Raw genomic sequence first — 25,062 nt, 5'->3', positions numbered from 1 at the left:
GATAGATAGTACAAAAAAGAAAGAGGTGTATCAGGAGAGCATTCGTTGCCTGATACACCTCTGTTTTTTATTACATTATTGTTATTTTTCCTGATAATACCTCACATAATCTATTTCCATTCTTGCCGGAAAAATCGTTTCGTCAATTCCCCACATTCCTCCCCAGCCTCCTCCAACTGCGATATTCAGAATCAAATAAAAAGGCTGATCAAACGGCCATTTCACAAACGAGGAATTCTTTCCACGATTATAGGTAAAAATCAATTTGTTATCAAACAGAACTTCCAGAGATTCTTCATTCCAAATCAGAGAATATAAATGAAACTCTGTATTCAGTGTCTCCGATATAATTGTTCCCGAAGCAATACGATTATTATTTACATCAGTATCCGTGGTATGTACAGTCGCAAATATCTGATTATGTACATTATCTCCCCATACATATTCCATTATATCAATCTCTCCACTACGAGGCCATCCTCCATATTTATTATCCAATGGCATCATCCAAATAGCGGGCCATATTCCACGTCCTACAGGAATTTTGGCAGATACATCCAACCTTCCGTATTTTATCGGAATAGTTTTTAACGACCGGAGTTCAGCCGAAGAATATTCAAATTGGTATGGTTCACCTGTCCATTGATTGACACCTTCATGCGGATCCTTATGTGCTTCTATTATCAATTTCCCATTTTCTACACGAGCATATTTAGGATCAGCTTTCTTGTAATCCTGCAATTCATTATTACGGCAATACCCTTCATCATATCCCCAATAATATTCATTTACCATTCCATCTTTATCAAATTCATCAGACCAAACCAATTCATATTCTTTACTTTCATTAATATTATCATCCAGTTCTATAGGTTCATCTACTCCGTTATCATTCGAACAAGCAGCTGCGAGGAGTATTAAAGCCAAGGTAGTAATCATTGTCTTCATATATTTTTTAGTTACTAATTTTTATATTTCTATCTTCTTGAATAATTCAAGTTGCAGTATTCATCCAATTTTAATTATATAATATGACGGTTTTCTTCAAATGGTCAGAACTGTTACCCACCATCAATTCAAACTCACCCGGTTCCACTACATATTCCAAGTTTCCATTATAAAAGCCCTGTTCTTTTTCATGAAGCTGAAAAACAACTTCCTTTTCCTCACCGGGTTTCAATGTCACCTGCTCAAAACCTCTCAATTCCTTTACGGGGCGAGTCACAGACGATACCAAATCACGAATATACAATTGCACAGTCTCCTTACCTGCACATTTACCAGTATTCTTTACTGTCACTCTACACTCTACCGTCTCTCCTTTTTTATATTCTTTTTTGGAAGGAATCGGATCTGATATTTCAAACTGTGTATAACTCAATCCATAACCGAAAGGATATGCCGGACGAAAATCCTGATCAAGATATCCGCAAGTATACGTCATAAAGCCTGGCTGACTAGGTCTTCCCGTATTCTTATAATTATAATATATTGGAACCTGGCCTATGGCAGCCGGAAAAGTCATCGGCAATTTTCCGGACGGATTATAATCACCAGACAGCACATCGGCTATCGAATTCCCGGCTTCCGTTCCCAACCACCATGTCATAAGAATTGCATCAGCATAAGGTTCCAATTCATTAAATATCAGCGGACGCCCGCCCATTACCAATACAATCACCTTTTTTCCCATCTCCTTCAAGTGTTTAACCAATTGCTGTTGTGAATCCGGAACATCGATATGAGCCATAGAACGTGCTTCACCACTCTGATACGCCCTTTCTCCTACTCCTACAATTACTATATCAGACATTGCTGCCACCCTCTTAGCCCCAGCCAAATTCAATTGATTGGTTTCCAGATCGTATCCATCGGCATAGGCGATTACACTATTCGGATATCTGTTCTTAATTCCTTGTAACACAGTAATAGCTTCCTCTCTGACTCCTTCTATAGCCCAACTCCCCATCATATCTTCCTTCGAATCAGCCAATGCACCGACAACAGCAATGTGCTCCGGATCCTTCAAAGGAAGTACTCCATTATCATTTTTCAACAATACGATAGACTCAGCACCTGCTCCGCGTGCCACTTGCCTTAACTCCGGAGAAAGTACAGTTTTCTGTTGTCGCTGCTCATTACAGTAACGGAAAGGATCATCAAACAAGCCAAGTTCAAACTTTTTCAGTAAAATACGACGTACAGCATCATCAATATAAGCTTCATCCACTGTACCTTCTTTTACCAACTCCTCCAAGTGAGAAGTATAGGCTCTGGACTCCATATCCATATCGCAACCAGCCGTGACCCCTTTATAGGCAGCCCCCTTCAGATCTGGGACCAAACCATGATTAACCATTTCTCCTACCGAGTTCCAATCCGAAACGACAAATCCGTTAAAATTCCAGTCACCTTTCAGTATCTCGCGTACAAGATGCGTATTGCCTGTTGCAGGAACCCCTTCTACTTCATTAAAAGCATTCATAAAGGTAGCAACTCCGGCTTCTGCTGCAGCACGAAACGGCGGAAGATATACTTCGTGCAAAGTCAGTCGGGATATATCCACCGTATTATAATCCCTGCCTCCTATACACGCGCCGTAAGCAGCAAAATGTTTCGCACACGCCAAGACAGTTGCAGTATCGGCCAGCGACTTTCCCTGAAATCCTCGCACACGAGCTTCGGCCACCCGGCTACCATACCACGTGTCTTCCCCGGCTCCTTCCATTACTCGCCCCCAACGTGCGTCACGGGTTACGTCAACCATCGGTGCAAATGTCCAATGAATACCTTCCGACGCAGCTTCCTTCGCAGCCGCAGCAGCCGTACGTTCCATCAGTTCCAGATTGAAACTGGCTGCTTCAGCCAAAGGTATAGGATACACCGTACGCATACCGTGAATCACATCCAATCCGAACAACAGAGGAATACGCAAACGCGATTCCATTGCAGCTTCCTGAAAGCGTCGTGTATTTGATGCTCCTTTCACATTCAGCATGGATCCTACCCTTCCTTTACGTATCTGCTCCAATTTTGTCGAATCTTTCCGGCTTGGCCCTGTAGCCTGCAAATCCGACGTGTATTGATTCATTTGCCCTATTTTTTCTTCCAGTGTCATCAACTTCAGTACCGAATCGACCTTTTCAGCATAAGGGCTTATTACCTCATAATTCACTCCGACAGAAGGCTGAGTGCAGCTTCCTGCAATCACTCCCATCAACAACATTGAGAAAATACCACTTTTAATCATAATACAACGTTTTTCCGCAAAACTATACTTCATGCCCTCAAAACAATGCCCCTATCATCGCAAACAATATCAATATCCTATCAATTGATATTTTAATAGCATTTTTTCCAGTAATGACAGTATTTTAAGAATTGCCAATTCCACACTTTCACTTATCCGTTCCAGAAGGTTCAACCCCAAATATACTCCTCAACCTCTGTATATCAAATTTAGGCCTACGGTCATAATAATACAGACCGTTTTGCTCCTGTTCCACATCAGTCAATTGTGTATAACAGTAACCACTGATAAAAGGAAACATTTTCATTATCACCTTTACCAACGAACCAGCCTTATTATAAAACTCTTCTTCTGTGGCCGATCCTCCATACCCCCAACCTGCTTGTTCTGTATCAAACGAAATACCGCCAAACTCATCAAACAGATAGGGACATTTACCATCATATACGATCCATCGCGTTTCATGAGTATCATACCTGAAATTAGAGCCTGTGTTATACAACACACGAGGATCTTCATTGAAACGATGTCCTGGAAACAGTTTCCCATCGTTCCAAAGTTCTTTATATAATGAAAGTGAATCCTGATTATAAAGATGTGATGAAACAATATCTGTTTTATAATGTGCTCCTCCGGAATTAGTCAGTACCGGCCGTGTTGTATCAGCCAGTTTGGTCGCATCATACAATTGTGCCGAGAAACGGGGAAAATACACTTTGTCTACATTGTTCTGTTCGTTCAAAGGTATCCACATAATAATAGAAGGATGATTTCTGTCTCTCTTCACAATTTCCATCCATTCCGGTAAAAATATCGAAGTAGCGATAGGCAGATTATAATCCAGTCCCCAGCTGTTCATTTCTCCGCAAGTAAGATATCCCAGTTTGTCTGCCCAGTAATGGAAACGTTCTTCAAACACTTTCTGATGCAACCGTGCCCCATTGAAACCGGCAGCCTTAGCTAGCAAAATATCATTTTTCAAAGCCGAATCCGAAGGAGCGGTCCATTGACTTTCAGGATAATATCCCTGATCCAATACCATCCTCAAATACAAAGGGCGATTATTCAAGTACAATCTGTTCCCTTCTGCATGAATTTTACGCATACCGACATACGATTGTACCCTGTCTATTATTCGGCCTTCCTTATCCAGAATTTCATATCTTAAATCATACAGGAAGGGAGAATCCGGACTCCATAGTTTAGCTTTTTTCACTTTCAGAACCAAAGGGGCATTTTCTGCGGCAGTTCCAACTTCCTGAGCGATCATTTTCCCAGACTCTTCCAATGTAACTCGCAATCGGGTACCACCCAAAGCATAATATTCCGGTTGGACGATGACTTGCGAATTATCAATATCGGTTATCACCCGGGCTGCCTTGATAGCTTTCGGATGAACGGCTTCCATCCAGACCGTCTGCCAAATTCCGGTCGTCCTCGTATAGTTGCACACATGCGAATAATATCGGGTAGACTGTTTCCCCGCAGGCTGAATCCGGTTCTTCAAATCACTTTTTACATAGACAACTAACGAATGCTTATGACCGGGACGTACAAATTCTGTCAAATCCAATGCAAAAGATGAGCTTCCCCCAAAATGCCTGTCTACAAACTTTCCATCTACATAAATTTCCGATTCATAATATACTCCTCCAAAATTCAACAAAATTTTTCTACCTTCCCACTCTTTCGGTATATCTACCATACGTTGGTACCACAAATGTTCTATAAAGTCCTTATATTCTACGCCAGACAATTTACTTTCAGGAGAAAAAGGAACTAAAATTTTCCCTCCAAACCCCTTCGAGTCTTTATAGTTTCTTTCTACCCCCGAACCTGTGGGATCAATCTCATAAGTCCAGGTCCCGTTCAGATTCATCCATTCAGCTCGTTCAAACTGTGGACGCGGATACTCATTACGTTGTCCCCATACTGAAGACGCACACAACATGACCGTAAACACTACACAATAAAGCACTTTCTTCATAACATCCACAAAAGTTAAGGTATCACATTCATTTCCTCAAACTTGGCAGCCGCATTCAAGAAATGAGCGGTTATCCAAAACACTGTCCAGCCTTCCGAATATCCTCCACGCAGTTTATGCACATTGCTCATGTCTCCCCGTTGAGCAAAATTAGTTTGCTGCAACTGCTCTCCTTGCGATCCGTAAGCATTAGTCAGCTGAAAACAAGAACGATACATCACTCTTGCCAGTTTCTTCAACCGGTCATCCTTCAGGTAAATTCCCATTCTGTAAACTTCCGGGGCAAACAATACACCATACACATCGATATGTTGGTTCTGTGGAGATACTACCGTCCACCCAGTCGTACGAAAATGATAATCGGCCAGTCTTCCTGCCGGTAACGGAATATCCCATACCACTACATAGCTCAAACAGACATCCATGGCATGTTTGGCCCATTGCAGATATTTGTCTGTATGTTCTTGCTCATACAACTCCAGAAAACCTTGAAAAGCAGCCCATGCGCCTTCCTTATCTTCACAAGTTGCATCCAGAGTTCCTCCCCAATAGCATCCGTTCATCTTCAAATGCCGGTCAGCAAAAATCTGAGCAGCTTTCTCTGCAGCCTGTCTATAAACACTTTCTCCAAACAGTTTCGAGGCTATGGCCAGTGGAGCTATGCAGAAAGCTTCCGCCGTCGAACGCGGATTCCAGTCTGCTCTCAATATTCTGCGGCTCTGCCCGTCACAACACTCACGAAGAAATCTCTCCCAACCTTCTGTTTTATAGCGTCCGGTCTTACGTGCCCACACAATAGCTTTAGCAAAATTGTACATAGCCTGACCGCACGATACCGGATCGCCTCCAAAAAACTCTTTACCATTATAGCCAACCGGAAACATACCGGTTTCAGCATCAACCGGAAAAGTAGACAAAAAATCCATTGCATGCTGCACCATACTCGGAATCTCTTCATCCCCCAACTCGTTTTCCAATAACTGCAAGGCATAGCCCGGCGAATCAGCCTGCCCACACCAGCCCATTACAATAGCCTTTCCTTGTGAAAGATCATACATATTAAAGCCTTCAGCCCCCTTTCCAAAATCAATCCAACGATTTCGCGCGAAACGGTACTTCTCACGGATAATGGTCCGGTAATCTGTAAACGATTCAGCATCATAAGGCTTGTACAAATCCAACGATGTATACAACGGACGCTGAAAGCCAGTGCCCTCCGCTCCAATCTCATACAGTTCCACACAAAATTCTTTCTCAATGATTCGTCCGGGCTCCATATCTAGATAGGTTTGTGTATAAGGCATGGGAGAAAATTGCAAAGCCTTGGCTACTCCATGTTTATTATTGTATCCTATAGGTCCTGAATAAAGGACCAAATCAGTATATCCCTCACCGGCTTCCACTCCCATCGACCACCATTGGTCATCCAGCACCGCCCCACGAACAGGACTCGGCGTTGTATGTACGGCAGCTGCATATTTCTTTGTGGCATTTTCCAACATAACAAAAGGCATCGGGAAACGATGGTCTTCAAAGACAGCAAACTCACCGGGCATTCCTCTATAGACAGGAATCACATCCGGATTAATTTTGGCACCGTTTTTATTTCCGTAATACAATATCCCCGGCATAAAAGTCTGCATACGTTCCCCTTTCAACCGTAGTCTGACAGTCAGGTTCACACGATGCAATGTATCACTACCCTGCCACTCATATCTGCGACGACACCTCACAAGATTCCCTTTCTCCTTACGATAGGCATCGCGTAGCAATAAAGTGCCTTGAGGAAACCTCATCTTTCCACTGACAATTACCCAGTCTCCACTCTCCTCTACCTTTTCCGGCTGTGCATGTTTCCACCCCTCCATCCAATCTTGTTGCCAGTCTGTAGCAATACTCCATAGCCCTTCTTCCGGTGCAGATAAGAGCCTTTCCCCGTTAAGGCTCCAGTAGGGATTCCGATTACTATCATCAATCTTAAACTGTGCCATACACCATACAGCATTCAGTTGCAACAAAATCGTTAAAAAGCAATATGTTACACTATTTTTCATCATCTTATTCTGTTTTTGTTTCACTTTCTGCCATTGGCTTAAATACATGTTTGGCATAATTCAGTCCGTCTCTATCATAAAATTTAGCCAATTGGCCAAGACGTTGCAAGAAGTTATTGTATTCTTTCTTACCAGGCTGTGTCCATTGTACCTCGGCCAAAGCAGCCATACGCGGCAAAACCATATACTCCACCTGTTCAGGCGAAGTCATGTACTCGGTCCACACATTGGCTTGTACACCTAAAACATATTTCTGTTGTTTCTCATCCAGTCCCTCTACCGGATCAAAACTATAAACCTTTTCTACAGGGATATAACCTCCGATAGCATCATAAGGCTCGTTCTTTGTATCTTCACTCTGAAAATAATCGAAATAACAATAAGTGTTAGGAGTCATAATAACATCGTGTCCCATCTGGGCAGCTTTGATTCCTCCAGCTGAACCTCGCCATGACATAACCGTAGCGTTTGGAGCCAGGTCACCCTCCAGAATCTCATCCCATCCGATGATTTGCCGTCCATGTTCATTGAGAAACTTTTCGATACGAGCCGTACAATAACTTTGCAGACGATCTTCAGCTGTATGTTGTTTGTCAGCCTTCAATCCTTCCTTTCGGATAAGCGCCTGACACTTCGAACACTTTTGCCAGCGGGTACGCGGTGCCTCATCCCCACCGATATGAATATATTTCGAAGGGAATATATCAATGATTTCAGTCATTATACCCTCCAGAAAAGGAATCGTCTTCTCGTTTCCAATGCAAAGGACATCCTCGAAAACACCCCAATTCGGACATACCTCATACGGTCCGCCCGTACATCCCAGTTCCGGATAAGCAGCCAAAGCAGCCAGCATATGTCCCGGCAAGTCTATCTCTGGAATAATCGTAACATAACGTTTCTGCGCGTATTCTACGATTTCACGTGCCTCTTCCTATGTATAAAAGCCTCCATAAGGTGTATTGTCATACTCGCCCGAATTGTGTCCGATGACAGTACGCTGACGAACCGAACCTATCTCTGTCAGTTTCGGATACTTCTTGATTTCTATTCTCCAACCCTGATCTTCTGTCAGATGCCAATGCAAGGTATTCATGTTATGCAAAGCCAGCAAGTCGATAAATTCCTTGATGAATTCTACTGGGAAAAAATGTCGGCCGACATCAAGGTGCATTCCCCGATAACTGAAACGAGGCCAGTCCTCCACTTCACCGGCAGGAAGCAGAATGGCAGCATCTTGTGCTTGTGCCGGAATCGACTTACGCAAAGTCTGTATTCCGTAAAATACACCGTTAGCCGTTTTTCCACAGATGCTGATGCTTTCTGAATGAGTGATGATGCGATATCCTTCCTCGCCTGTCACAGAAGGGTCAAGACCAAGGGTAATAGCCTTATCTGCATTCTCACCATTTTTCACAGCCTTGGTCCGAGGCCTAAACCCCGTAGCCTGTTCAATATAATCAGCCAGAAAATCGGCATTGTGTCCCAATAAAGCATTACCTTCCGGATAAGCAATGACTGTATTTCGTGTCAGCTTGAACGGACTTTCCTGTAACAGATTTATTTCCTGAGGCAACGGAATGACATCATACCGTAAAGCCTGCTGTTTATCTGAACCACATGCAGCCAATACACACGCCACAATAGGCAAAAACAATTTATTCATACTTATTATTAACGTGAGTTCGATATAAGCAAATAAATATTTCACTGAAAATTAGGAACATAGCGATAAAAGTATTAAATTTATAGTGAACAATTATAACATTTAAACGATTATCACTATGTTTCCAGAGTCTAAAGTTACAGAGAATCTCTGGAATAACCTCCAAATTTCGGAAGATTAACGCAATAGAAATTGGGAATTAAGCAGTTAGGAGAAAATCACGGAAGTTGGAAAAGGGGCTGAAAACCGTTTCAAAGCGGATTGAAGCAAAAGAACGGTTTCCTATCCGTTACCCGATGGAAGTGCAGATTTAACAGTCACCGTTCCGTTTGCGCCGCTCTGCGTAGGTTTGCTTGTCAAGGTTTTACTCGTTGATTTATAGTTTTGCAACCAAAAAAGAACGAGTATGGCAAGAAGTACATTTCGCGTGCTGTTCTATGCGAACGGCAGCAAGGAGAAGAACGGAATTGTCCCCATTATGGGACGGGTTACAATCAACGGGACGGTGGCGCAGTTCAGTTGCAAGCGGAGCATCTCAAAGGAACTTTGGGACGCAAAAGGCAACCGTGCCAAGGGCAAGAGCGTGGAGGCAAGGGAAACGAACCTTGCACTTGACAATATCAAGGCGCAAATCATCAAGCACTACCAGCGCATATCCGACCGTGAGGCATATGTCACAGCGGAAATGGTACGCAATGCTTACCAAGGCATAGGCTGTGAGTACGGAACATTGCTTAATTCCTTTGACAGGGATAACGAGGTGTTCAATAAACGTGTCGGGAAAGACAGGGTTATGGCTACTTACCAGTCACGGGTGCGGGCAAGGAATCATGTGGCGGCATTCATCAAGTCGTTTTACAAGCGCAACGACATGTCGATGCTGGAACTTACTCCCGATTTTATCAAGGAGTTCGCTGCTTATCTCTCAACCGAAGCAGGATTACAAAACGGGAGTATTTGGGCAAACTGCATGTGGCTGAAAGGCGTGGTGATGCGTGCGCACTTCAACGGGCTGATACCGAGAAACCCGTTTGCGCAGTTCTACATCAGCCCTAATGTCAAGGAGCGTGAGTTTTTGACTGAAGACGAATTGAAAGCGGTGATGACACACGAGTTCGCAGACCCGAAGCTGGCATACATCCGTGACCTGTTCGTGTTTGCGAGTTTTACCGCTCTTTCTTTCGTGGACATCAAGGAACTGACTACCGACCGCATCGTGGAGGTGAACGGCGAGAAGTGGATTATCTCCAAGCGTCACAAGACTGGCGTACCGTTTCAAGTGAAGCTGTTGGACATTCCCTTACAGATAATTGAGCGTTACAGACCGTTCCAAGAAGACAATCTCGTTTTCCCAAATTTGAACTATTGGTCAATCTGCAAGCCGTTGAAGAAAATGATACGGGAATGCGGTGTAAATAAGGACATCAGCTTCCATTGCTCACGTCATGGATTCGCAACCCTGGCTCTCTGTAAGGGTATGCCGATAGAGAGCGTAAGCCGTATTTTGGGGCATACGAACATCGAAACGACCCAAATCTATGCAAAGATTACCGTAGAGAAATTGGATAACGACCTGACTATGCTGGGCGACAAGCTGAGCAAGTCATTCGGCAATATCAAAGTGGCAGGAATATGAAACGGACAACAATCACGATGGACGAGTACGGCAGGGGTGCCGTACCGTCCGATACCGCCAGCGTATGGATGAGCGAAATGGAGTTAATGGAACTTTTCGATGTAATCGCCCCGACACTCCGTGCAGCCATCCGAGCCGTATACAAGAGCGGAGTATTGAAGCCCTACGAGGTGGAAAGGCGCATTAGACTGCCCAACGGCTACTTTGTAGATGTGTACGCTATACCAATGGTCGTAGCACTGGCTTTCCGAATTGACACACCGAGTGCGTCAAGTGTTCGCAATGCCTTGTTAGAAAGGCTTTGCTTGCGAAAAGAAAAACAAGTGCTGTGGCTTTCGATAAGCAACAGACAGCCGTGTAAATGTTAGCATGTACGGTCATGCGGTCACACAATCCCGTCAGTCCGAAGAAGTGCGGTTTCGCTTCTTCGGGCTATTTCTTTTCGCCTTTTGACGGCTGATATTACCCGTTCCGCTGTATTTTCTTATCCGTCAGTTTTTTTGCGCCGTTCTGCATCGTTTTACGTATCAATGTTTTAGCCGTCCTGCCGTAGCTTTGCACCCATGTTTAATCCGCTTGCCGACAATACGTTGGCGGCACTAAAATCTGTATTAAAGACATGGAAAAGAAAGAAGAATTCATCCGAGTAGGCACTACGCTCTACAAAATTGTGGACCAGCCCCGCATCGATGGCGGCTATGTGAGGAAACGCATCGCATGGAACTCCGAGACCCTGCGGCAGGACTACGGCAAGGATTATATGGCGAGCGTCCCCAAGTATGACGGCTTCTGCACCGTACCCGACCATGTGGGCTACAAGCCCGTAGTCGGCAAGTTCCTCAACCTCTATGAGCCGATAAGCCATGTTCCCGAACAAGGGGATTTTCCCTGCATCCGCTCGTTGGTGGAACACATCTTCGGCGAACAGTACGAATTGGGTATGGACTATCTTCAACTGCTCTACCTCTATCCCATTCAGAAGCTACCCATTTTGTTACTCGTGTCCGAAGAACGGAACACGGGCAAAAGCACGTTCCTGAACTTCCTGAAAGCCGTATTTCAGAACAACGTGACGTTCAACACCAACGAGGACTTCCGCAGCCAGTTCAACTCCGACTGGGCGGGCAAGCTGCTCATCATGGTGGACGAGGTATTGCTCAACCGCCGTGAGGACAGCGAAAGGTTGAAGAACCTCAGTACCACGCTTTCCTACAAGGTGGAGGCGAAAGGCAAAGACCGTAACGAGATAGGCTTCTTCGCCAAGTTCGTGCTTTGCTCCAACAACGAGCACCTGCCCGTCATTATAGATGCTGGTGAGACACGCTATTGGGTACGGAAGATTATGCCGCTACGGAGTGACGATACCGACTTCCTGCAAAAACTGAAAGCGGAGATACCTGCTTTCCTCCATTTCCTGCAACACAGGCAGCTATCCACCGAAAAGGAAAGCCGTATGTGGTTCAATCCGAAGTTGCTGGAAACGGAAGCCTTACGGAAGATAATCCGCAGCAACCGTAATCGGTTGGAGATAGAAATGGCGGAACTGCTGCTTGACATCATGGCGAAGATGAAGGTGGAAACGGTGTCTTTCTGCTTGAACGACATCATTCCCTTGCTGGTCTGTTCACAAGTCAAGGTAGAGAAGTCGCAGGTACGGAAAGTGGTACAGGAGTGCTGGAAGCTCACACCCGCGCCCAATGGTCTTACCTATACCGCCTACCAATACGGCGGCAATGACCGTTACCAGACCCGAAGAAGCGTGGGCAGGTATTACACCGTCACGAAAGGGCTGCTGGAAAATCTTTGATATTCTGTTGAATTGTTGAATAAGGGTAATAAAGTATTGGTATATAAGAATATGCAACCTCAACAAACCGTCAACAACACACAACGGCTGATGAAAAGAAGAAGCAACGGTACACACCATCAACCTTGCCTTTTCTTTTCGCATCCGTTTGTTGGGCGGTACGCTTTTGTTTAGAGATTGTTTAGAATGTATTTTGCAATATATCAAGCTGTTATGTGTACAATTCAACAGTTCAACGCTTTTTCACCCCTCAACAAGTCCGCCGGGGAAGCAACAGAGGTAAACGCCGCTATCCGCCGGCTGGTCGGACGGACTTCCGTCCTGCCGACCGACAAGGGAAAGCCCTCATCGCTGGCGAAACGAAAAAGGCAACCAATGTCCGCTGACATCACCACCGACACCGCCGCAGGCTTTTGGGGAACAAAAAGCCATAGCTCATTAGGGCGTTTTCTTCACGCACCGCTTCGCTCATGCTAAAAACACCCTAATGAACCAACGGGGTTACACTCCTCTGGACACCCCGTTTACTTCTGTTGGAAGCAGCAGGTTGTCCTTTGGAGCATTCAAAGGGCTGGGTTACTCTAAAGTCGAACCTCTGTTTTTCTATGGTAGCAAGTTTGTGTTTTGGGCAGACCAAAACTAATTCAGCTCTACGCTCAAATAAATTCGATGTCTAAATCGTTATTCAACTTACGACTTGTAGTTACGATTCTCTCTTGCAGTAGAGGAGGTATGTCAATAGAAGAGAAATTAGTTTCTTTATCCCTGTGAATGGGGAGAATAGCGAATCGGGGATTGGTTGATATGCAGACGTTGCGTAATGCGTCTATTGTTGCATGTCCGCTGGTATGAAGTTGTATCACATCCGTGAAGCGTTCTTGCAACTTTATATATTCTTCATTCCTTGTATCATCACGGTTGATGTAGCCCTCCCACATGGAATAGATGAGTAATGGTTTCTCTTCTATGGGCAGTATCGGAAGAATCCGATCTAAGAGTATGTGGAATTTATCACTTGCCCGTACAAACATCGTGAAGCCATTTTCTGCCATCCATTCTTTCAATTTAATGTTCCAATCTCTATAAGTGTATATGGTACCGAATTTGAAGCACGAAGAGCTTCTTCCCATCGAAGATCGCTTTTCTCCTGCCGTTGCAGAGAAGATGTCAAGAATGTCCTTTTGGTAATCATCCGCCAATAAAGGACGTTGGGGAAACATGTTCCGGGTGGCATTCTTGAAACTTGCCAACCGTTCCATGTCTGTCGACGAACAATGAACAAACACATACTTATGCTTCTTCATTAGTTCGGTGGCTTTTTGCGACAATGCTGTTTCGGTCAGAATGGTTTCATCCTTTCGGGCAAGCATGGTTCCCTCTATGATTAACAAATCTACTTGACCGATATACTTTTGAATTGTAGGAAGCAACCCTTTGCTCAGATAGCCATGTCCACGGAAATCGCCCGTATGGAGGATGCGCTTCCCCTCCGCTTCTATCAGAAACATATAGGCATCATAGGCAGAATGGCTAACGAAATAAGGAGTGACCAAGATGTCCCCGAAACGCAATGGCTGTTTTTCGTGAAACGTGTGCATTCTAGAAGCAGTCTTTAAGGCACGTTGATACTTGCATTGGTCTGATTCGTTTGGCAAGAAACATAATTGTTTGTATTTCCTACAAATTACTTGCTTGGCCACTTCGCCGATATATTGAGGAACACTGTCCGGAACGTGATGAAATAATCCGATGTGGTCGCCATGATAATGCGTGTACAATATGGCGGAACAGCCTTCCGTGATTCTAGCTATCGCACGGTCGTTGTCATAGACATCTTCATCTTCTGCACGATTGGGCAAATTATGCCCTAAATCAATGATGATGCTTGCGTGGGCTGTCGATATGCGGGTAATCTGTCCGCCTATTTGCGTGGCACGATGAATGGTTATCTGCATAAGTCCGGATAACTTACGATAATGGTTTCAAACATTGTATTCTCTTTCAGCTCCTCTATGGAGTTTTTGCGATTTTCCCTTCCTTTAGAAAGTATGCCTTTGTAAGTATTTACAATCAATAATATAGGCTTTAGAGCTATGTGTTCTATTTCGGTCTCTCCATTCCATAAACCAATCCGTTTCTTAATCCGTAACAACTTGGTATAATAATCCTTCAATACTTCCGTATGTTCACGGATGAAATGGCTGTATTTCGTCATCTGATTAATGATTTCAGGTTTCTTGTCATTGCTTCTCAAACGGGAATCAGTGATTAGCTTTATCTCGATGAACCTCAATTCATTTCCTTTCAGCTCCACCATGTCAAATCGGATAAGATTGTTTTTCCCAATCCGATAGGCGAATTCCGAATCAATGTAGCGTTTTGGAAAACGTAATTTCAGTTCTCCTTGAACCCACTTCTCATTAGATGTATATACTCTATTTTGCTCATCCGTCTTTTCTCTTTTGGAAAGCTTATGGTATTCTTCACGGATATTTTCTTTGATGAGGTCTAAACCCTCCTTACTGTGAAGTATTTCCGTACAATCTTGATATAGGTCAGTTTCATCGGGTTTCCCTAAATACTTCCGATGTGTTTCAGCCGTAATCTTCCCACCTGTCCAACGAAGTAAGGCTACATTACCACCATAATAATAAACATTGACGTAGTTGTCTTTACGGATTTCCACATAAAGTGCCTTGTCTTCCAAAATGTTCTTCCAACATTGGGGAGGATTATTTTCTAATTCTTGCCACAAGCGACATTCTTCATCTAAGGCATCAAAACAGCCGTTGGCATTAGGTTTGAGCATATTCATTGTTATATCGTTTATTTCTTTTTCGCTGATTTCCCGCTTGACTGGAGTTGTTTTCAATTTTCGGGATTTCATTTCTTGCTGCTCTGCTTTCATCACAGCTTCTATGGCTTCAACTTCATGTCTGTAATACCATGTTTCACCTTCATAATCGGTTTGAGGTGATAGAGGCAAGCCATGTTTTTTAGCCCGCAAATGGTATATCATAGTAGAGAAATCATCAAGATACACCACCTGATCGCTACAAATCCATTCTCCGTTATTATTGCGTACTAAATGCCACTTTTGTTTTTCTTTTTGTTCCATCACGCATATTCAAATTTAGGTGAATCAATCAAGACATTTTCTTCCTCTTGCTCATCATCCGATGTCGGTGTAGCAAGTCGCACTGTCCCATTGTGCATAGAATTGTCTATTAGTAAGGTCAATGGGAAGATACCCGCTTCTTCATCAATAACGACACTTCCATCCGGTCTCTCCATATAAGCAGAATCGATACCATAAACGAAGATGTGCCGACTATATTCTTCCATGGCGTGATTGATTTGTGGGTCTTGCTCCGCATCGAAAGCACCTCCTTGGGTTAAGTCCATGCCGTAACTTAGGAAAGAAGCCGCGCCGCACGATTTTTCGAGCAAGCGCATGGTGGCGGAATTGGCATATAAATTCAAGGCATAGTCACCGCTATGTCGCTGATGGAAATCACGCTCAAATACTTTTACCTCATCACGGAAGGTCTTGCCGTCCGACTTTCTACGCCCATCATAATAATCTTCAGGGTTGAATGCGTAAGTTTCTATAATCTCTTTTTCCATAAGCAGACGGATTTTATAGTACAAAGAAACTAAATTTTCCCTGCAATAACGAATCTTGTGCTTAAAATGTTATTGTAGTATATCCAATTTTTGTACTTTTGCGTCTGTAAGAGTTACTCAAACAAGCAAAGCGATGCAGACTACGGAAATTAGAACGGTTGCTAACTCATTACCCTAAAACGAGATAAATCTTCTAACTCTCTTGATTTCAAAGAGGTATATTCCTTATACAGATTTACAGAGATTTATTGTATGGCCGATGATTTTTGCAAGGAATTTACATTTCAACAGGAAAAATATATGATTGATGATAAGAAGACCAAGCATCGCAATAAACCCAACCGTATGAGTGATGCTGAGATTATGGTTATTCTTATCCTGTTTCACTCCGGTGGTTTTCGCTGTTTCAAGCATTACTACAAGGAGTATGTCTGTAAACATCTGAAACACCTTTTTCCGCGCCAAGTTTCCTATAACCGTTTTGTAGAATTGGAAAAGGAAGTACTACTTCCCCTGACCATCTTTATCAAAAAAGTACTGCTGGGAACCTGTACCGGCATCAGTTTTGTGGACTCCACTCCCTTACGTGTATGCCGTAACCAAAGAATCCTTATTCATAAGACATTTGAAGGACTTGCCGAGCGTGGAAAATGTTCAATGGGATGGTTCTTCGGATTCAAGTTGCATCTGATAATCAATGACAAAGGGGAAATTCTCAATTTCATGTTTACTCCCGGAAACGTGGATGACCGGGAGCCTTTGAAGCTGGGCAAGTTCCTGAAGAACATTAAAGGAAAACTATGTGCAGACAAAGGATATATTGGTCAGGCCCTGTTCGAGAATCTTTTTCTTAATGGCATACAACTTGTCACCAAGGTCAAGAACAATATGAAGAACTCACTGATGAGTATTGCCGACAAGATCTTGCTCAGAAAAAGAGCCCTGATCGAAACGGTCAATGACGAATTGAAGAACATTGCACAGATAGAGCACTCCAGACATCGTTCATTCAATAACTTTATAGCTAACTCTTTGTCGGCTATCGCAGCATACTGCTTTTTTGAAAAGAAGCCAGCTATTGATATAAATTTTGTCAATGACAGACAACTTTCTTTTTTTTGATTTTATATCGAACTCACGTTAAGTAATGGTATCTGACTCCCCTCCTTCTGGAAGGAGGAGAATTTCAGGTACTTTTGTTTTGACACACCTTCTTCTTACAATACCTGTTCTTCAATTTACAATGCCAGTTTCAGCACTTCCAGAACGTCTTCACGGCTCACGGGGGGAATGCACTTCAGCATACCGTCTTGCCCAAAACTGACCTTTACCACCCCTTCTACAATGAAAGGCAAATCTTCACGGGTAATGTTCGCTTCATGTAACGATTGAGGCACTCCGATAGCTCCCCAAAAATTTCTGAACCGTTCAATGCCTTCCCGAATAACCTCTTCCTGAGTTTTATTTTTTGTCTCAACCTGCATCACATTCTTGGCAAAGCAGAAATAACGTTCCGGCCGACGAGCATACATATAGTTCATCCATGCCGGCATCAATATAGCCAACGAAGCTCCATGCTGTACTTTGTGACGCGAAGTAAGTACAGCCCGACCTGATGAATGGGTGTCCAGGCATCACCCGGAGATGCCCAGCCATTTATGGCACAAGTAGCAGCCCATTGCAAATGAGAACGTGCCGATATATCGGAAGGATCCTTCAACACCTTGCCAATATTATCGATGACAGTACGCATAACTCCTTCCTGAAAATAGTGCTGCAAGTCACTGTCTTCTTCACCGTTCAGATAAATCTCCAGGACATGAGAGATTGTGTCTGCAGCTGCACAAGCTGTCTGATAAGGAGGCAATGTCAATGTCAGTTCCGGGTCAATAATAGAGGTCTTCGGATACAGGCAAGTACTCCATATATAAGACTTCTCCTTCAACGCGGCATTACTCACTACTGCGCAATTATTCATTTCACTACCGGTAGCAGGTAAAGTAGGTATCATCATGGTTGGTAAAGACTTTACCGGAGGAACTGCATCGATATGATCGTGGCGGCTAAATACCATGTTCCACAAATCCCCCTCATAGTATACTCCAGCAGCTATAGCTTTTGCCGCATCCATAGCGCTTCCACCGCCAACGCCTATCACAACATCAGCCTGAACAGTCCGACAATAATCGGCTCCAAGGGCTATTGTCGTTATTTCGGGGTTTGGCTCCGCCTCATAGAACGTAAAGACATTCAATCCTTCTTCTTTCAAAAGTCTTTCTATTTTATCCATAAGCGGTTGCAAGAAGTTCAGTTCTTTGTAAGATACCAGACAGATGTTCTTACCCAATTTTTTTGCTTCCTCTCCTATCCTTTTCAGTTCTCCCGCACCAAACAATACACGTACAGGATTGTAATATTCAAAGTTGTTCATAGCTTTATTCAATTATTCATTTCTGCAATATAATTAACTAACTGACCAAAACGTTTTTGTGCCAACTGATAAATACGGCAAATCTCCTCCTGAGGCAAAAACGTCTGTTCCAATCGGTGAATCCGGTCAATCGCTTCATACCCTTTCCATAATCCTATCCCATTCAGAGCCAATGCCGCAGCTCCGAGGCTGGCTGCCTCCTGATTGACGGAAGTCGTCTCTATAGGAAGATGGTAAACGTTCGCAAATATCTGCATCCAGACAGGACTCTTTGCCCCTCCTCCTACCACCAACATACGTTCAGTGCCCTTTCTGTACTTGCAAAGCACATCCAATGCTATCCGCAGGTTCATAGCAATACCTTCTTGAACAGCACGCAATACGTCTGCACGTGTATGCTCCAGTTTCAATCCGAAAAAAGCACCTGCCATACGAGGAGTCGGTTCCATCATAGACCCTCCTGCCATACTTGGGTTAAACAGTATCCCATTAGCACCAGGCACAGAACTCTCAACCAAACGGTTTATCACCTCATAAGCATTGGCTTTTCCCTGCTTTTCCTGTTCTACCAGATCGGCACAAAATGTATTTCGTACCCATTGCTGGCTCAAACCGGCAGAAAAAATGCAAGTTGCCGAAGCATACATTCCTCTGATAACATGAGCAAAGACATAAGGCTTATAGGTAAAATCAAGAACCGGATGAGTCGAAACTAAAGCAATCCAAGCAGAAGATCCCAATGAGGTATACATTCTGCCCTCAGCTGTTCCCTTAGCTCCCAAGGCCATGCACGAATTATCGACGCCACCACATACCACCTTTACACCTACAGGAAGACCGGTCGCTTCGGAAGCCTCTCGGGTAATCTCTCCGACTATGCCGTCGGAAGGAATGATTTCCGGAAAAACAGTAGGCGAAATTCCTGCCATCTTCATGTAATCTTCCCGATATTGCCATGTCGACAGCGAAAAGGCTCCACTTCCTGATGCATAAGAATAGTCTGTACATAAACGACCTGTTAACCTAAAATTACAATAATCCTTAGTACCGATCACTTTATGGATCTTTTCATATACTTCCGGCTCATGGCGTTTATACCATACAATTTTAAACAGAGGATAACATGCCGAAGGAAAACCGTTGCCTGTCGCTTCATACCACTCCTGATAATCGACCTGTCTGAAGAATTCTTCTGCTTCATCAGCTGCACGCATGTCCGACCAGATAGGAGTTTTCTTACGCAACAAAGTACCATCCCTTCCTATTGGAACAACTCCCAAGCTATGACCGGATATGGCAACCGCACGTATCGACTCAGGCGGAACCTCTTTTTTATTCAAAAGCCGGTGCGTCGATTCTATCAAAGCATCCCACCATTCTTCCGGTGCCTGTTCCTGCCAGCCTCCTGCCGAATAATATGTTTGATATGACACAAAAGCCGAACAGAGAATTTCACCATCCGCACTTACAACAGACGATTTTATTCCACCTGTACCCAAATCATAAGCAATAACGACCTCTCTCATTTCACTCTCTGCTTATGCACTCTTTCATAATATTCAAAGCCGATTTGTAGCCTATTCCAAAACGTGCAACTCCGGCTTCATACATTGCTTCCAGGACCTCCAATGATCGTACCCCTCCTGCTACTTTTAGTTTAATGCGTTCGCCGACTGCATGCTTAATCAGTTTCACATGATGCATGTCAGTAGCTCCTGCCCATCCGGTACCTGTTTTTACAAAATCAGCTCCCGACTCCAATACAATGGAAGCAGCTTTTATTATCTCATCATCATTCAGTAATGGAACCTCTATGATAACCTTTAATGGTAACGGCCGGACTGCTTCCTTTACACATCTTATGTCATGAAGAACATCGTCATACAAACCAGACTTCAATTTGCCTATATTCATCACCATATCGATTTCACGACATCCCTTATTCTTTAAGTCAATAGCTTGCCATACTTTGCACTCTGTAGTATCACCACCCGATGGAAAACCGACAATTCCTCCGACACCGACACTATCTGTTCCTTTCAATCCCGCAAATACATACGGCAACATAGAAGGCATGGAAAAAACACAAATAAAGTTATAAGCTTTGGCACTCTCTATAATCTGATTGACCTCCGCCAAAGTTGACTCTGCCCGTACTGCACTGATATCTATCAGGCGAGCTAATTCCGAAGATTTTAATTTTGCCATAAAAAAGATAATTAATAAACACTGGCAAAATAAGAAGATATAGAAACTAAGAAAATTCAAAATCCTTCCAGAAACCGATAATATTGGATGAAAATCATTTGTCTGTTTGTTGATAAAAAATAAGAAAGGGACATACCCAATCAGATATGTCCCCTTCTTATTTTTAACTAAACTCATTTTTGTACACCCTCAGGGATTCGAACCCTGGACCCACTGATTAAGAGTCAGTTGCTCTACCAACTGAGCTAAGAGTGCATCTCTTTCATTTTTGCGGGTGCAAAGATACGCTTTTTATTCTAAGCTACAAACTTTTTTCGGTATTTTTTCTTCTCCTCATATACTTTTGTCTTTTTCTCACTCAAATTCATAGAGTTCTGAAGGGGTTGTACGCTTCAAGGCACACAGCTGGACATCTTTGCCAACAATGATACCCTTTTCTCTCAGTTTCCATTCTACAGTTTTATACGCAAGTTCCGGATGATTGTTATCCTTGCTCAAATGGCACAGCCATATATATTTCAGCCGATCGCTAATATTTTCCGCCAGGAAACTGGCTGTTTCCATATTGCTCATGTGTCCGGTCCGACTGCTGATGCGTTCCTTCAGGTATTGCGGGTAAGTTCCCATCCGCAACATTTCCTCGTCGTAATTGGCTTCCAATATCAAATAATTAGCTTTCAGAATATAATGTGCGGCGGTCGGAGTTATTTCGCCAAGGTCGGTAAGAAAGGAGAAAACTTTGCCATCAATCTGAACGCAATATCCCACATTATCCGTACCGTCGTGAGGGACTTCAAACGATTCAATACTGAAATCCTCCAATTGCATGGGCTGTTGCTTTTCCAGATAACGGGCAGAAGTGTGAAGTTTCTCCGTCATGCAATAGCTACGATTGATTCCTTCATGAATACGTGCAGTAGTGTAAATGGGGATATTCAGCTTTTCTCCCAAGCCTCCTACGGCTTTGATGTGGTCGGCATGGTCGTGAGTGACAAAAACCGCACGTATCATATCCATTTCAATTCCTACTTCCTTCAGTGTCTTTTTAATGGTACGCACAGCAATACCCGCATCAATCAATATCCCATATTTCTCTGTACCTATATAATAACAATTTCCGCTACTGCCACTTGCCAAACTTATAAATTTTACTTTCATCTTCTCAATATACTTAATAAAGAGCACCTAACAAATGCAGATATTTCAAACTGAATTTGTACAAAACAGCCTGCACAGACTATAGAACAATTTTTTTAAGCTCTATGTTCAATTCCTAAAGTGCCCGACAATAAATCGGGCAAATATACAAAAATATAACATATCCCGTTCTCTGCCTCTTCTCCTTTTTACGAAGGAATACAGCCATGAAAAGGAGATCCGTGAAGAGGAAAGTCTGTCACACACATATATACAACAAGTTACAAAAAAAGCCCGGAAATGTTCCGGGCTCTTTAAATGTTTGAAACGATATGCTAATATTATATCATCAAAGCTGCTACCAGCGCAAGAATGGCGTAGAACTCAGGAAGAGCTGCATAAATCATGGTATTAACCTGCACGTCGTGACCTTGGGAAATACCTACGATACCATTCGCACAAATCTGTCCCTGACGAATAGCAGAGAATAAGCATACCAGACCTACTCCCAGACCAATACCCAACATCAACGGACCTTCTGTAGCAAAGTCTCTACCCATCGACATCAGGAAAGCTACGAAGCCATAAAGACCCTGCGTAGCAGGAAGAGCAGACAAAATCATGTAACTGGCCGACTTGGAAGGATCTTTCTTCAATGCACCTTCTGCCGCATTTCCTGCGATTGTTGTACCAAAGCAGCTACCAATTCCTGCCAGTCCAAACATCAAACCTAAACCGAGATAACCTAAAATTTCATTCATAATGTTTCTAATTTTTATGAGTTTTTAATCTATTTGTTTTTTTATTGTTGTAAAAGGACGGTAAGCTTCTCCCTTGCCGTCATAACCTGAATTCTTGAAATACTCCACGAATGTCAGACGAAGAGGATGCACAAATGCACTTAAACAAGACATCGCAATGTTCAGCACATGGCCAAACACGAGAATCAAGCCGCAGAACAGCCAGCCTAAAGCCGGACCGGCAGCGTCGTTCACCATAAACGCCAGCTGGTTGAATACGCCTCCCAGCATACCGCCTGCCAATCCCAAGGCATAAAGACGGATGTACGACAAAACGTCACCCATCAGACCGGTAGCCATGTTATAAGTATCCCAAACACCGGCTCCGATGTTGACGAAGACATTGCGGTGAATATTATTCAGCAGATAAATGCCTATGGCCGAAATACTGCCGATAATGATAAATGCCCACGTAGAAACGTTCTCGGAAATAACCTCGAAGAAAGATAAGCCACCGGTAAGCACAAATCCGACTACCAGCAGCAGCCATCCCCAGGCACTGAGCGATTCCTTGAATCCGTAACGCACCGTAGAGCATACAGCCTTCACGGTCATTGCAATACAGATGTGAACCACACCGATAATCAAAGCCAGCAGCATCTGCTTGTCGTAAGTAGTCTCGCCTATCTTACCAACAATCATGAACTGCTTCAGACTATCCGGAAGATCCAGATCGAACAGACTGACGCCAAAGAAGGTTCCCAATACAGCACCTATCACAGTGGTAAAGATACCCAACGTGATTACCAGATTCATCATACCGCTGAGCGATTTCGACATCTTCTTTTTCAGTACGAATCCCAAAGCTATCAGCACCAGTCCGTAACCTGCATCGCCCATACAGAAAGCGAAAAACAGCGAAAAGAAAGGTGCCAGAATGGGTGTCGGGTCGAACTCGGCATAATCAGGCATACCATACATCTTGGTCAATACCTCGTACATGCGGGTAAAGGCATTATTCTTCAGCTTAATCGGAGCATTATCCTCCTTGTTCGCATTACGTATCTCATAGTAGACACCACTCGCATCCAGGAATTTCTTGACTTCTTCCTCGTTATCGACCGGTATCCAGCCTTCCAGCAACACAACTGTTCCTTCAGCCATCTGCTGGCTGTTCAGTTTTACTTTCCACAAATCAATCTCACCTTGTAGCAGAAGTTGTCCTTCCTCCAGTGTGTGATAGTGAGTTTTGCAGAAATTCTTCAATTCGGCATTTGCCTGAGCCAATTCCTGCAAAAGGCTTTCTTTTGCAGCATTCAGCTCCGACAAGCTTTGTGAAGGCAAACGGATCGGTTCCATCTCCAGATCAACCGGACCATGATTGACAGTAACAAAATAGAGATGTCCTCCCCTTTCCTGAACTTTGATAGCATTGTACTGCTCTATCCATTCTTCATCAAAATCTTTTTCAGAACACATGAAGAACTGGATATCCCATCCCTGATCTTTCAGGCTGGAAACAACCTTCCAATCAAAATCGCCCCAAACTTCCATTTGGGCTATTTCTTTGTCAAGCTGCGGTACACGCTGATTCAAATCCTGTATCTTATTCTGCAGACCTTCGTAAGTGCTGACTACCTCGTCGGCAGAAACACCGGCATGCACATTGGCATCCACCGTTTTTTCAGCCAGATTATACATACTGGCAAGTGTGTTCTTATAGAGGGTACGTTTCTGCATAAAATTCTGCAACGTATCATCCATCTCCCCACACTGTCTTTCGACAATATGTACAACTCCTAATTCACGAATCTGACTGAGGAATTCCTCGTATTCCTTGTAGTACACAAGAAATGTCAGTTTCTTCATTTTCGTAATCATGCTTCCGCCTCCTTTCTTTTCTCCTGATGAGATTTCATGATCTTCTGCGACGATTTTGAAAGATTTTCTTCATCTTCCATAAACCGTTTGATCTTCCGCAATGCATCCTGATAGCCCGGAATCTGAACTTTCTCAAACAGGTTCACTTTTTGAGTCGTCTTTTTCCGAGCATGTTCAAGCAAGTTCAGCTTGGCAACGACAAATTCGCGTTCGATAGCCGTATGTGCCAGTTCCTTGAGCAAATGCAGTCCGTCCGAATACCATTTAGGAGCATTGAACAGACTATAAGGACGTATTTCGAAATCTACATTTTCAAGTATCGGCACTCGCACTCCCGCGATTTTCTTCACGCCAAGGTGGACATCGCTAACCCTTATCAATGAAGTGTCAAACTCATTCCAAAGGGCAAACATAGTCTCATATGCCTGAATCTTTTTCTCCAGACTTTCATCCAATGCGGCAGCATCCACCTTACAGCGCTTCACTTCCATACGCAAGGCACTCTCCTTATTCTTGATAATAGGCAGAGTACGCATACGTACTTTCAATTGTTTCTCCAATTGCTGAAGAGAAGTTTTATTGTATTGAAACTTTATAGCCACTTTGCAAACTAAAGAATTAAATTAAAATATTCAGAA

General features: G+C 43.5%; 20 protein-coding genes, 1 tRNA gene and 1 pseudogene. 5 read left to right on the top strand and 17 right to left on the bottom strand.

Annotated features, from left to right (window positions below):
• Positions 1 to 81: 81 nt before the first annotated feature.
• The 5 genes and pseudogenes from BQ5591_RS12205 to BQ5591_RS12185 form a co-directional block, all read right to left on the bottom strand.
• Positions 82 to 948 (bottom strand): glycoside hydrolase family 16 protein, encoded by an 867-nt coding sequence (locus tag BQ5591_RS12205; RefSeq protein WP_071149585.1) that lies wholly within the window; start codon positions 946 to 948, stop codon positions 82 to 84.
• Positions 949 to 1,018: 70 nt separating this feature from the next.
• Complete coding sequence (locus tag BQ5591_RS12200; protein WP_071149584.1) at positions 1,019 to 3,250, bottom strand: glycoside hydrolase family 3 N-terminal domain-containing protein; 2,232 nt, start codon at positions 3,248 to 3,250, stop codon at positions 1,019 to 1,021.
• Between the two features lie 148 nt (positions 3,251 to 3,398).
• Positions 3,399 to 5,237: a glycoside hydrolase family 2 protein gene (locus tag BQ5591_RS12195; RefSeq protein WP_071149583.1), complete on the bottom strand. Its 1,839-nt coding sequence runs from the start codon at positions 5,235 to 5,237 to the stop codon at positions 3,399 to 3,401.
• Between the two features lie 14 nt (positions 5,238 to 5,251).
• Positions 5,252 to 7,228: a hypothetical protein gene (locus tag BQ5591_RS12190; RefSeq protein WP_159434476.1), complete on the bottom strand. Its 1,977-nt coding sequence runs from the start codon at positions 7,226 to 7,228 to the stop codon at positions 5,252 to 5,254.
• A gap of 67 nt (positions 7,229 to 7,295) precedes the next feature.
• Positions 7,296 to 8,957, bottom strand: a pseudogene (locus BQ5591_RS12185) (beta-N-acetylhexosaminidase).
• Between the two features lie 406 nt (positions 8,958 to 9,363).
• On the opposite strand from BQ5591_RS12185, the gene BQ5591_RS12180 reads away from it, so the two are divergent.
• The 4 genes from BQ5591_RS12180 (at position 9,364) to BQ5591_RS21415 (ending at position 12,786) form a co-directional block, all read left to right on the top strand.
• Entirely contained in the window at positions 9,364 to 10,593 is a 1,230-nt protein-coding gene (locus BQ5591_RS12180) for a site-specific integrase (protein ID WP_071149581.1), read from the top strand.
• Positions 10,590 to 10,961, top strand: a complete 372-nt coding sequence (locus BQ5591_RS12175) for a hypothetical protein (protein ID WP_071149580.1) — start codon at positions 10,590 to 10,592, stop codon at positions 10,959 to 10,961. The genes BQ5591_RS12180 and BQ5591_RS12175 overlap by 4 nt, the downstream gene beginning before the upstream one ends.
• Before the next feature lie 251 nt (positions 10,962 to 11,212).
• Positions 11,213 to 12,400: a primase-helicase family protein gene (locus BQ5591_RS12170; RefSeq protein WP_071149579.1), complete on the top strand. Its 1,188-nt coding sequence runs from the start codon at positions 11,213 to 11,215 to the stop codon at positions 12,398 to 12,400.
• Positions 12,401 to 12,615: 215 nt separating this feature from the next.
• Positions 12,616 to 12,786, top strand: a complete 171-nt coding sequence (locus BQ5591_RS21415; protein ID WP_159434475.1) for a hypothetical protein — start codon at positions 12,616 to 12,618, stop codon at positions 12,784 to 12,786.
• A 270-nt stretch (positions 12,787 to 13,056) separates the two neighbouring features.
• Here the strand turns inward: BQ5591_RS21415 and BQ5591_RS12165 are convergent, their stop codons facing one another.
• From BQ5591_RS12165 to BQ5591_RS12155, 3 genes are read right to left on the bottom strand one after another with little or no spacing between them, the layout of a single operon-like run.
• On the bottom strand, positions 13,057 to 14,355 hold the full coding sequence (locus BQ5591_RS12165) for an MBL fold metallo-hydrolase (protein ID WP_071149578.1): 1,299 nt from the start codon (positions 14,353 to 14,355) through the stop codon (positions 13,057 to 13,059).
• Positions 14,346 to 15,518, bottom strand: coding sequence for a hypothetical protein (locus tag BQ5591_RS12160; RefSeq protein ID WP_071149577.1), 1,173 nt, complete (start codon positions 15,516 to 15,518; stop codon positions 14,346 to 14,348). The genes BQ5591_RS12165 and BQ5591_RS12160 overlap by 10 nt, the downstream gene beginning before the upstream one ends.
• A complete protein-coding gene (locus BQ5591_RS12155) occupies positions 15,518 to 16,027 on the bottom strand; it encodes a hypothetical protein (protein WP_071149576.1) in 510 nt (169 codons plus the stop codon). The genes BQ5591_RS12160 and BQ5591_RS12155 overlap by 1 nt, the downstream gene beginning before the upstream one ends.
• Before the next feature lie 252 nt (positions 16,028 to 16,279).
• Between BQ5591_RS12155 and BQ5591_RS12150 the strand changes: the two genes are divergently transcribed.
• A complete protein-coding gene (locus BQ5591_RS12150; RefSeq protein ID WP_071149575.1) occupies positions 16,280 to 17,149 on the top strand; it encodes an IS982 family transposase in 870 nt (289 codons plus the stop codon).
• Between the two features lie 116 nt (positions 17,150 to 17,265).
• Here BQ5591_RS12150 and BQ5591_RS22020 read toward each other — a convergent pair whose 3' ends face one another.
• The 9 genes from BQ5591_RS22020 to BQ5591_RS12105 form a co-directional block, all read right to left on the bottom strand.
• The gene (locus BQ5591_RS22020) at positions 17,266 to 17,568 is read right to left on the bottom strand and encodes a dehydroquinate synthase/iron-containing alcohol dehydrogenase family protein (RefSeq protein ID WP_262483115.1); all 303 of its coding nucleotides are present in this window, start codon (positions 17,566 to 17,568) and stop codon (positions 17,266 to 17,268) included.
• A gap of 11 nt (positions 17,569 to 17,579) precedes the next feature.
• On the bottom strand, positions 17,580 to 18,458 hold the full coding sequence (locus BQ5591_RS12140) for an iron-containing alcohol dehydrogenase (protein WP_159434473.1): 879 nt from the start codon (positions 18,456 to 18,458) through the stop codon (positions 17,580 to 17,582).
• Between the two features lie 8 nt (positions 18,459 to 18,466).
• Positions 18,467 to 19,984 (bottom strand): xylulokinase, encoded by a 1,518-nt coding sequence (locus BQ5591_RS12135; protein WP_071149572.1) that lies wholly within the window; start codon positions 19,982 to 19,984, stop codon positions 18,467 to 18,469.
• Between the two features lies 1 nt (position 19,985).
• Positions 19,986 to 20,843 carry a deoxyribose-phosphate aldolase gene (gene deoC, locus BQ5591_RS12130; RefSeq protein WP_083380968.1) on the bottom strand — a complete coding sequence of 286 codons (858 nt, stop codon included), beginning with the start codon at positions 20,841 to 20,843 and terminating at the stop codon, positions 19,986 to 19,988.
• Between the two features lie 5 nt (positions 20,844 to 20,848).
• Positions 20,849 to 20,921 (bottom strand) — tRNA-Lys (locus BQ5591_RS12125).
• Positions 20,922 to 21,020: 99 nt separating this feature from the next.
• On the bottom strand, positions 21,021 to 21,824 hold the full coding sequence (locus BQ5591_RS12120; protein WP_071149571.1) for an MBL fold metallo-hydrolase: 804 nt from the start codon (positions 21,822 to 21,824) through the stop codon (positions 21,021 to 21,023).
• Between the two features lie 320 nt (positions 21,825 to 22,144).
• Positions 22,145 to 22,564: a hypothetical protein gene (locus tag BQ5591_RS12115; protein WP_022163723.1), complete on the bottom strand. Its 420-nt coding sequence runs from the start codon at positions 22,562 to 22,564 to the stop codon at positions 22,145 to 22,147.
• A gap of 24 nt (positions 22,565 to 22,588) precedes the next feature.
• On the bottom strand, positions 22,589 to 24,424 hold the full coding sequence (locus tag BQ5591_RS12110) for a V-type ATP synthase subunit I (RefSeq protein WP_071149570.1): 1,836 nt from the start codon (positions 24,422 to 24,424) through the stop codon (positions 22,589 to 22,591).
• Complete coding sequence (locus BQ5591_RS12105) at positions 24,421 to 25,026, bottom strand: V-type ATP synthase subunit D (protein ID WP_071149569.1); 606 nt, start codon at positions 25,024 to 25,026, stop codon at positions 24,421 to 24,423. Before BQ5591_RS12105 ends, BQ5591_RS12110 begins: the two co-directional genes overlap by 4 nt.
• Between the last annotated feature and the right edge of the window lie 36 nt (positions 25,027 to 25,062).

Origin of the sequence: Bacteroides ndongoniae (assembly GCF_900108345.1) — a bacterium.
Classification (GTDB): domain Bacteria; phylum Bacteroidota; class Bacteroidia; order Bacteroidales; family Bacteroidaceae; genus Bacteroides; species Bacteroides ndongoniae.
Note: the sequence above shows the minus strand (reverse complement) of the source record. Positions and strands in the feature narration are given on the sequence as shown.

Excerpts from the sequence above, each read along its gene's own strand:
- BQ5591_RS12155 (WP_071149576.1), bottom strand. The coding sequence starts at position 16,027 with ATGGAAAAAGAGATTATAGAAACTTACGCATTCAACCCTGAAGATTAT.
- BQ5591_RS12195 (WP_071149583.1), bottom strand. The coding sequence starts at position 5,237 with ATGAAGAAAGTGCTTTATTGTGTAGTGTTTACGGTCATGTTGTGTGCG.
- BQ5591_RS12190 (WP_159434476.1), bottom strand. The coding sequence starts at position 7,228 with ATGGCACAGTTTAAGATTGATGATAGTAATCGGAATCCCTACTGGAGC.
- BQ5591_RS12175 (WP_071149580.1), top strand. The coding sequence starts at position 10,590 with ATGAAACGGACAACAATCACGATGGACGAGTACGGCAGGGGTGCCGTA.
- BQ5591_RS12205 (WP_071149585.1), bottom strand. The coding sequence starts at position 948 with ATGAAGACAATGATTACTACCTTGGCTTTAATACTCCTCGCAGCTGCT.
- deoC (WP_083380968.1), bottom strand. The coding sequence starts at position 20,843 with ATGAGTTTAGTTAAAAATAAGAAGGGGACATATCTGATTGGGTATGTC.
- BQ5591_RS12170 (WP_071149579.1), top strand. The coding sequence starts at position 11,213 with ATGGAAAAGAAAGAAGAATTCATCCGAGTAGGCACTACGCTCTACAAA.
- BQ5591_RS12200 (WP_071149584.1), bottom strand. The coding sequence starts at position 3,250 with ATGATTAAAAGTGGTATTTTCTCAATGTTGTTGATGGGAGTGATTGCA.
- BQ5591_RS12160 (WP_071149577.1), bottom strand. The coding sequence starts at position 15,518 with ATGGAACAAAAAGAAAAACAAAAGTGGCATTTAGTACGCAATAATAAC.
- BQ5591_RS22020 (WP_262483115.1), bottom strand. The coding sequence starts at position 17,568 with ATGAACTATATGTATGCTCGTCGGCCGGAACGTTATTTCTGCTTTGCC.
- BQ5591_RS12180 (WP_071149581.1), top strand. The coding sequence starts at position 9,364 with ATGGCAAGAAGTACATTTCGCGTGCTGTTCTATGCGAACGGCAGCAAG.
- BQ5591_RS12115 (WP_022163723.1), bottom strand. The coding sequence starts at position 22,564 with ATGAATGAAATTTTAGGTTATCTCGGTTTAGGTTTGATGTTTGGACTG.
- BQ5591_RS12135 (WP_071149572.1), bottom strand. The coding sequence starts at position 19,984 with ATGAGAGAGGTCGTTATTGCTTATGATTTGGGTACAGGTGGAATAAAA.
- BQ5591_RS12140 (WP_159434473.1), bottom strand. The coding sequence starts at position 18,458 with ATGAACAACTTTGAATATTACAATCCTGTACGTGTATTGTTTGGTGCG.
- BQ5591_RS12110 (WP_071149570.1), bottom strand. The coding sequence starts at position 24,424 with ATGATTACGAAAATGAAGAAACTGACATTTCTTGTGTACTACAAGGAA.
- BQ5591_RS12120 (WP_071149571.1), bottom strand. The coding sequence starts at position 21,824 with ATGAAAGTAAAATTTATAAGTTTGGCAAGTGGCAGTAGCGGAAATTGT.
- BQ5591_RS12150 (WP_071149575.1), top strand. The coding sequence starts at position 16,280 with ATGGCCGATGATTTTTGCAAGGAATTTACATTTCAACAGGAAAAATAT.
- BQ5591_RS12165 (WP_071149578.1), bottom strand. The coding sequence starts at position 14,355 with ATGCAGATAACCATTCATCGTGCCACGCAAATAGGCGGACAGATTACC.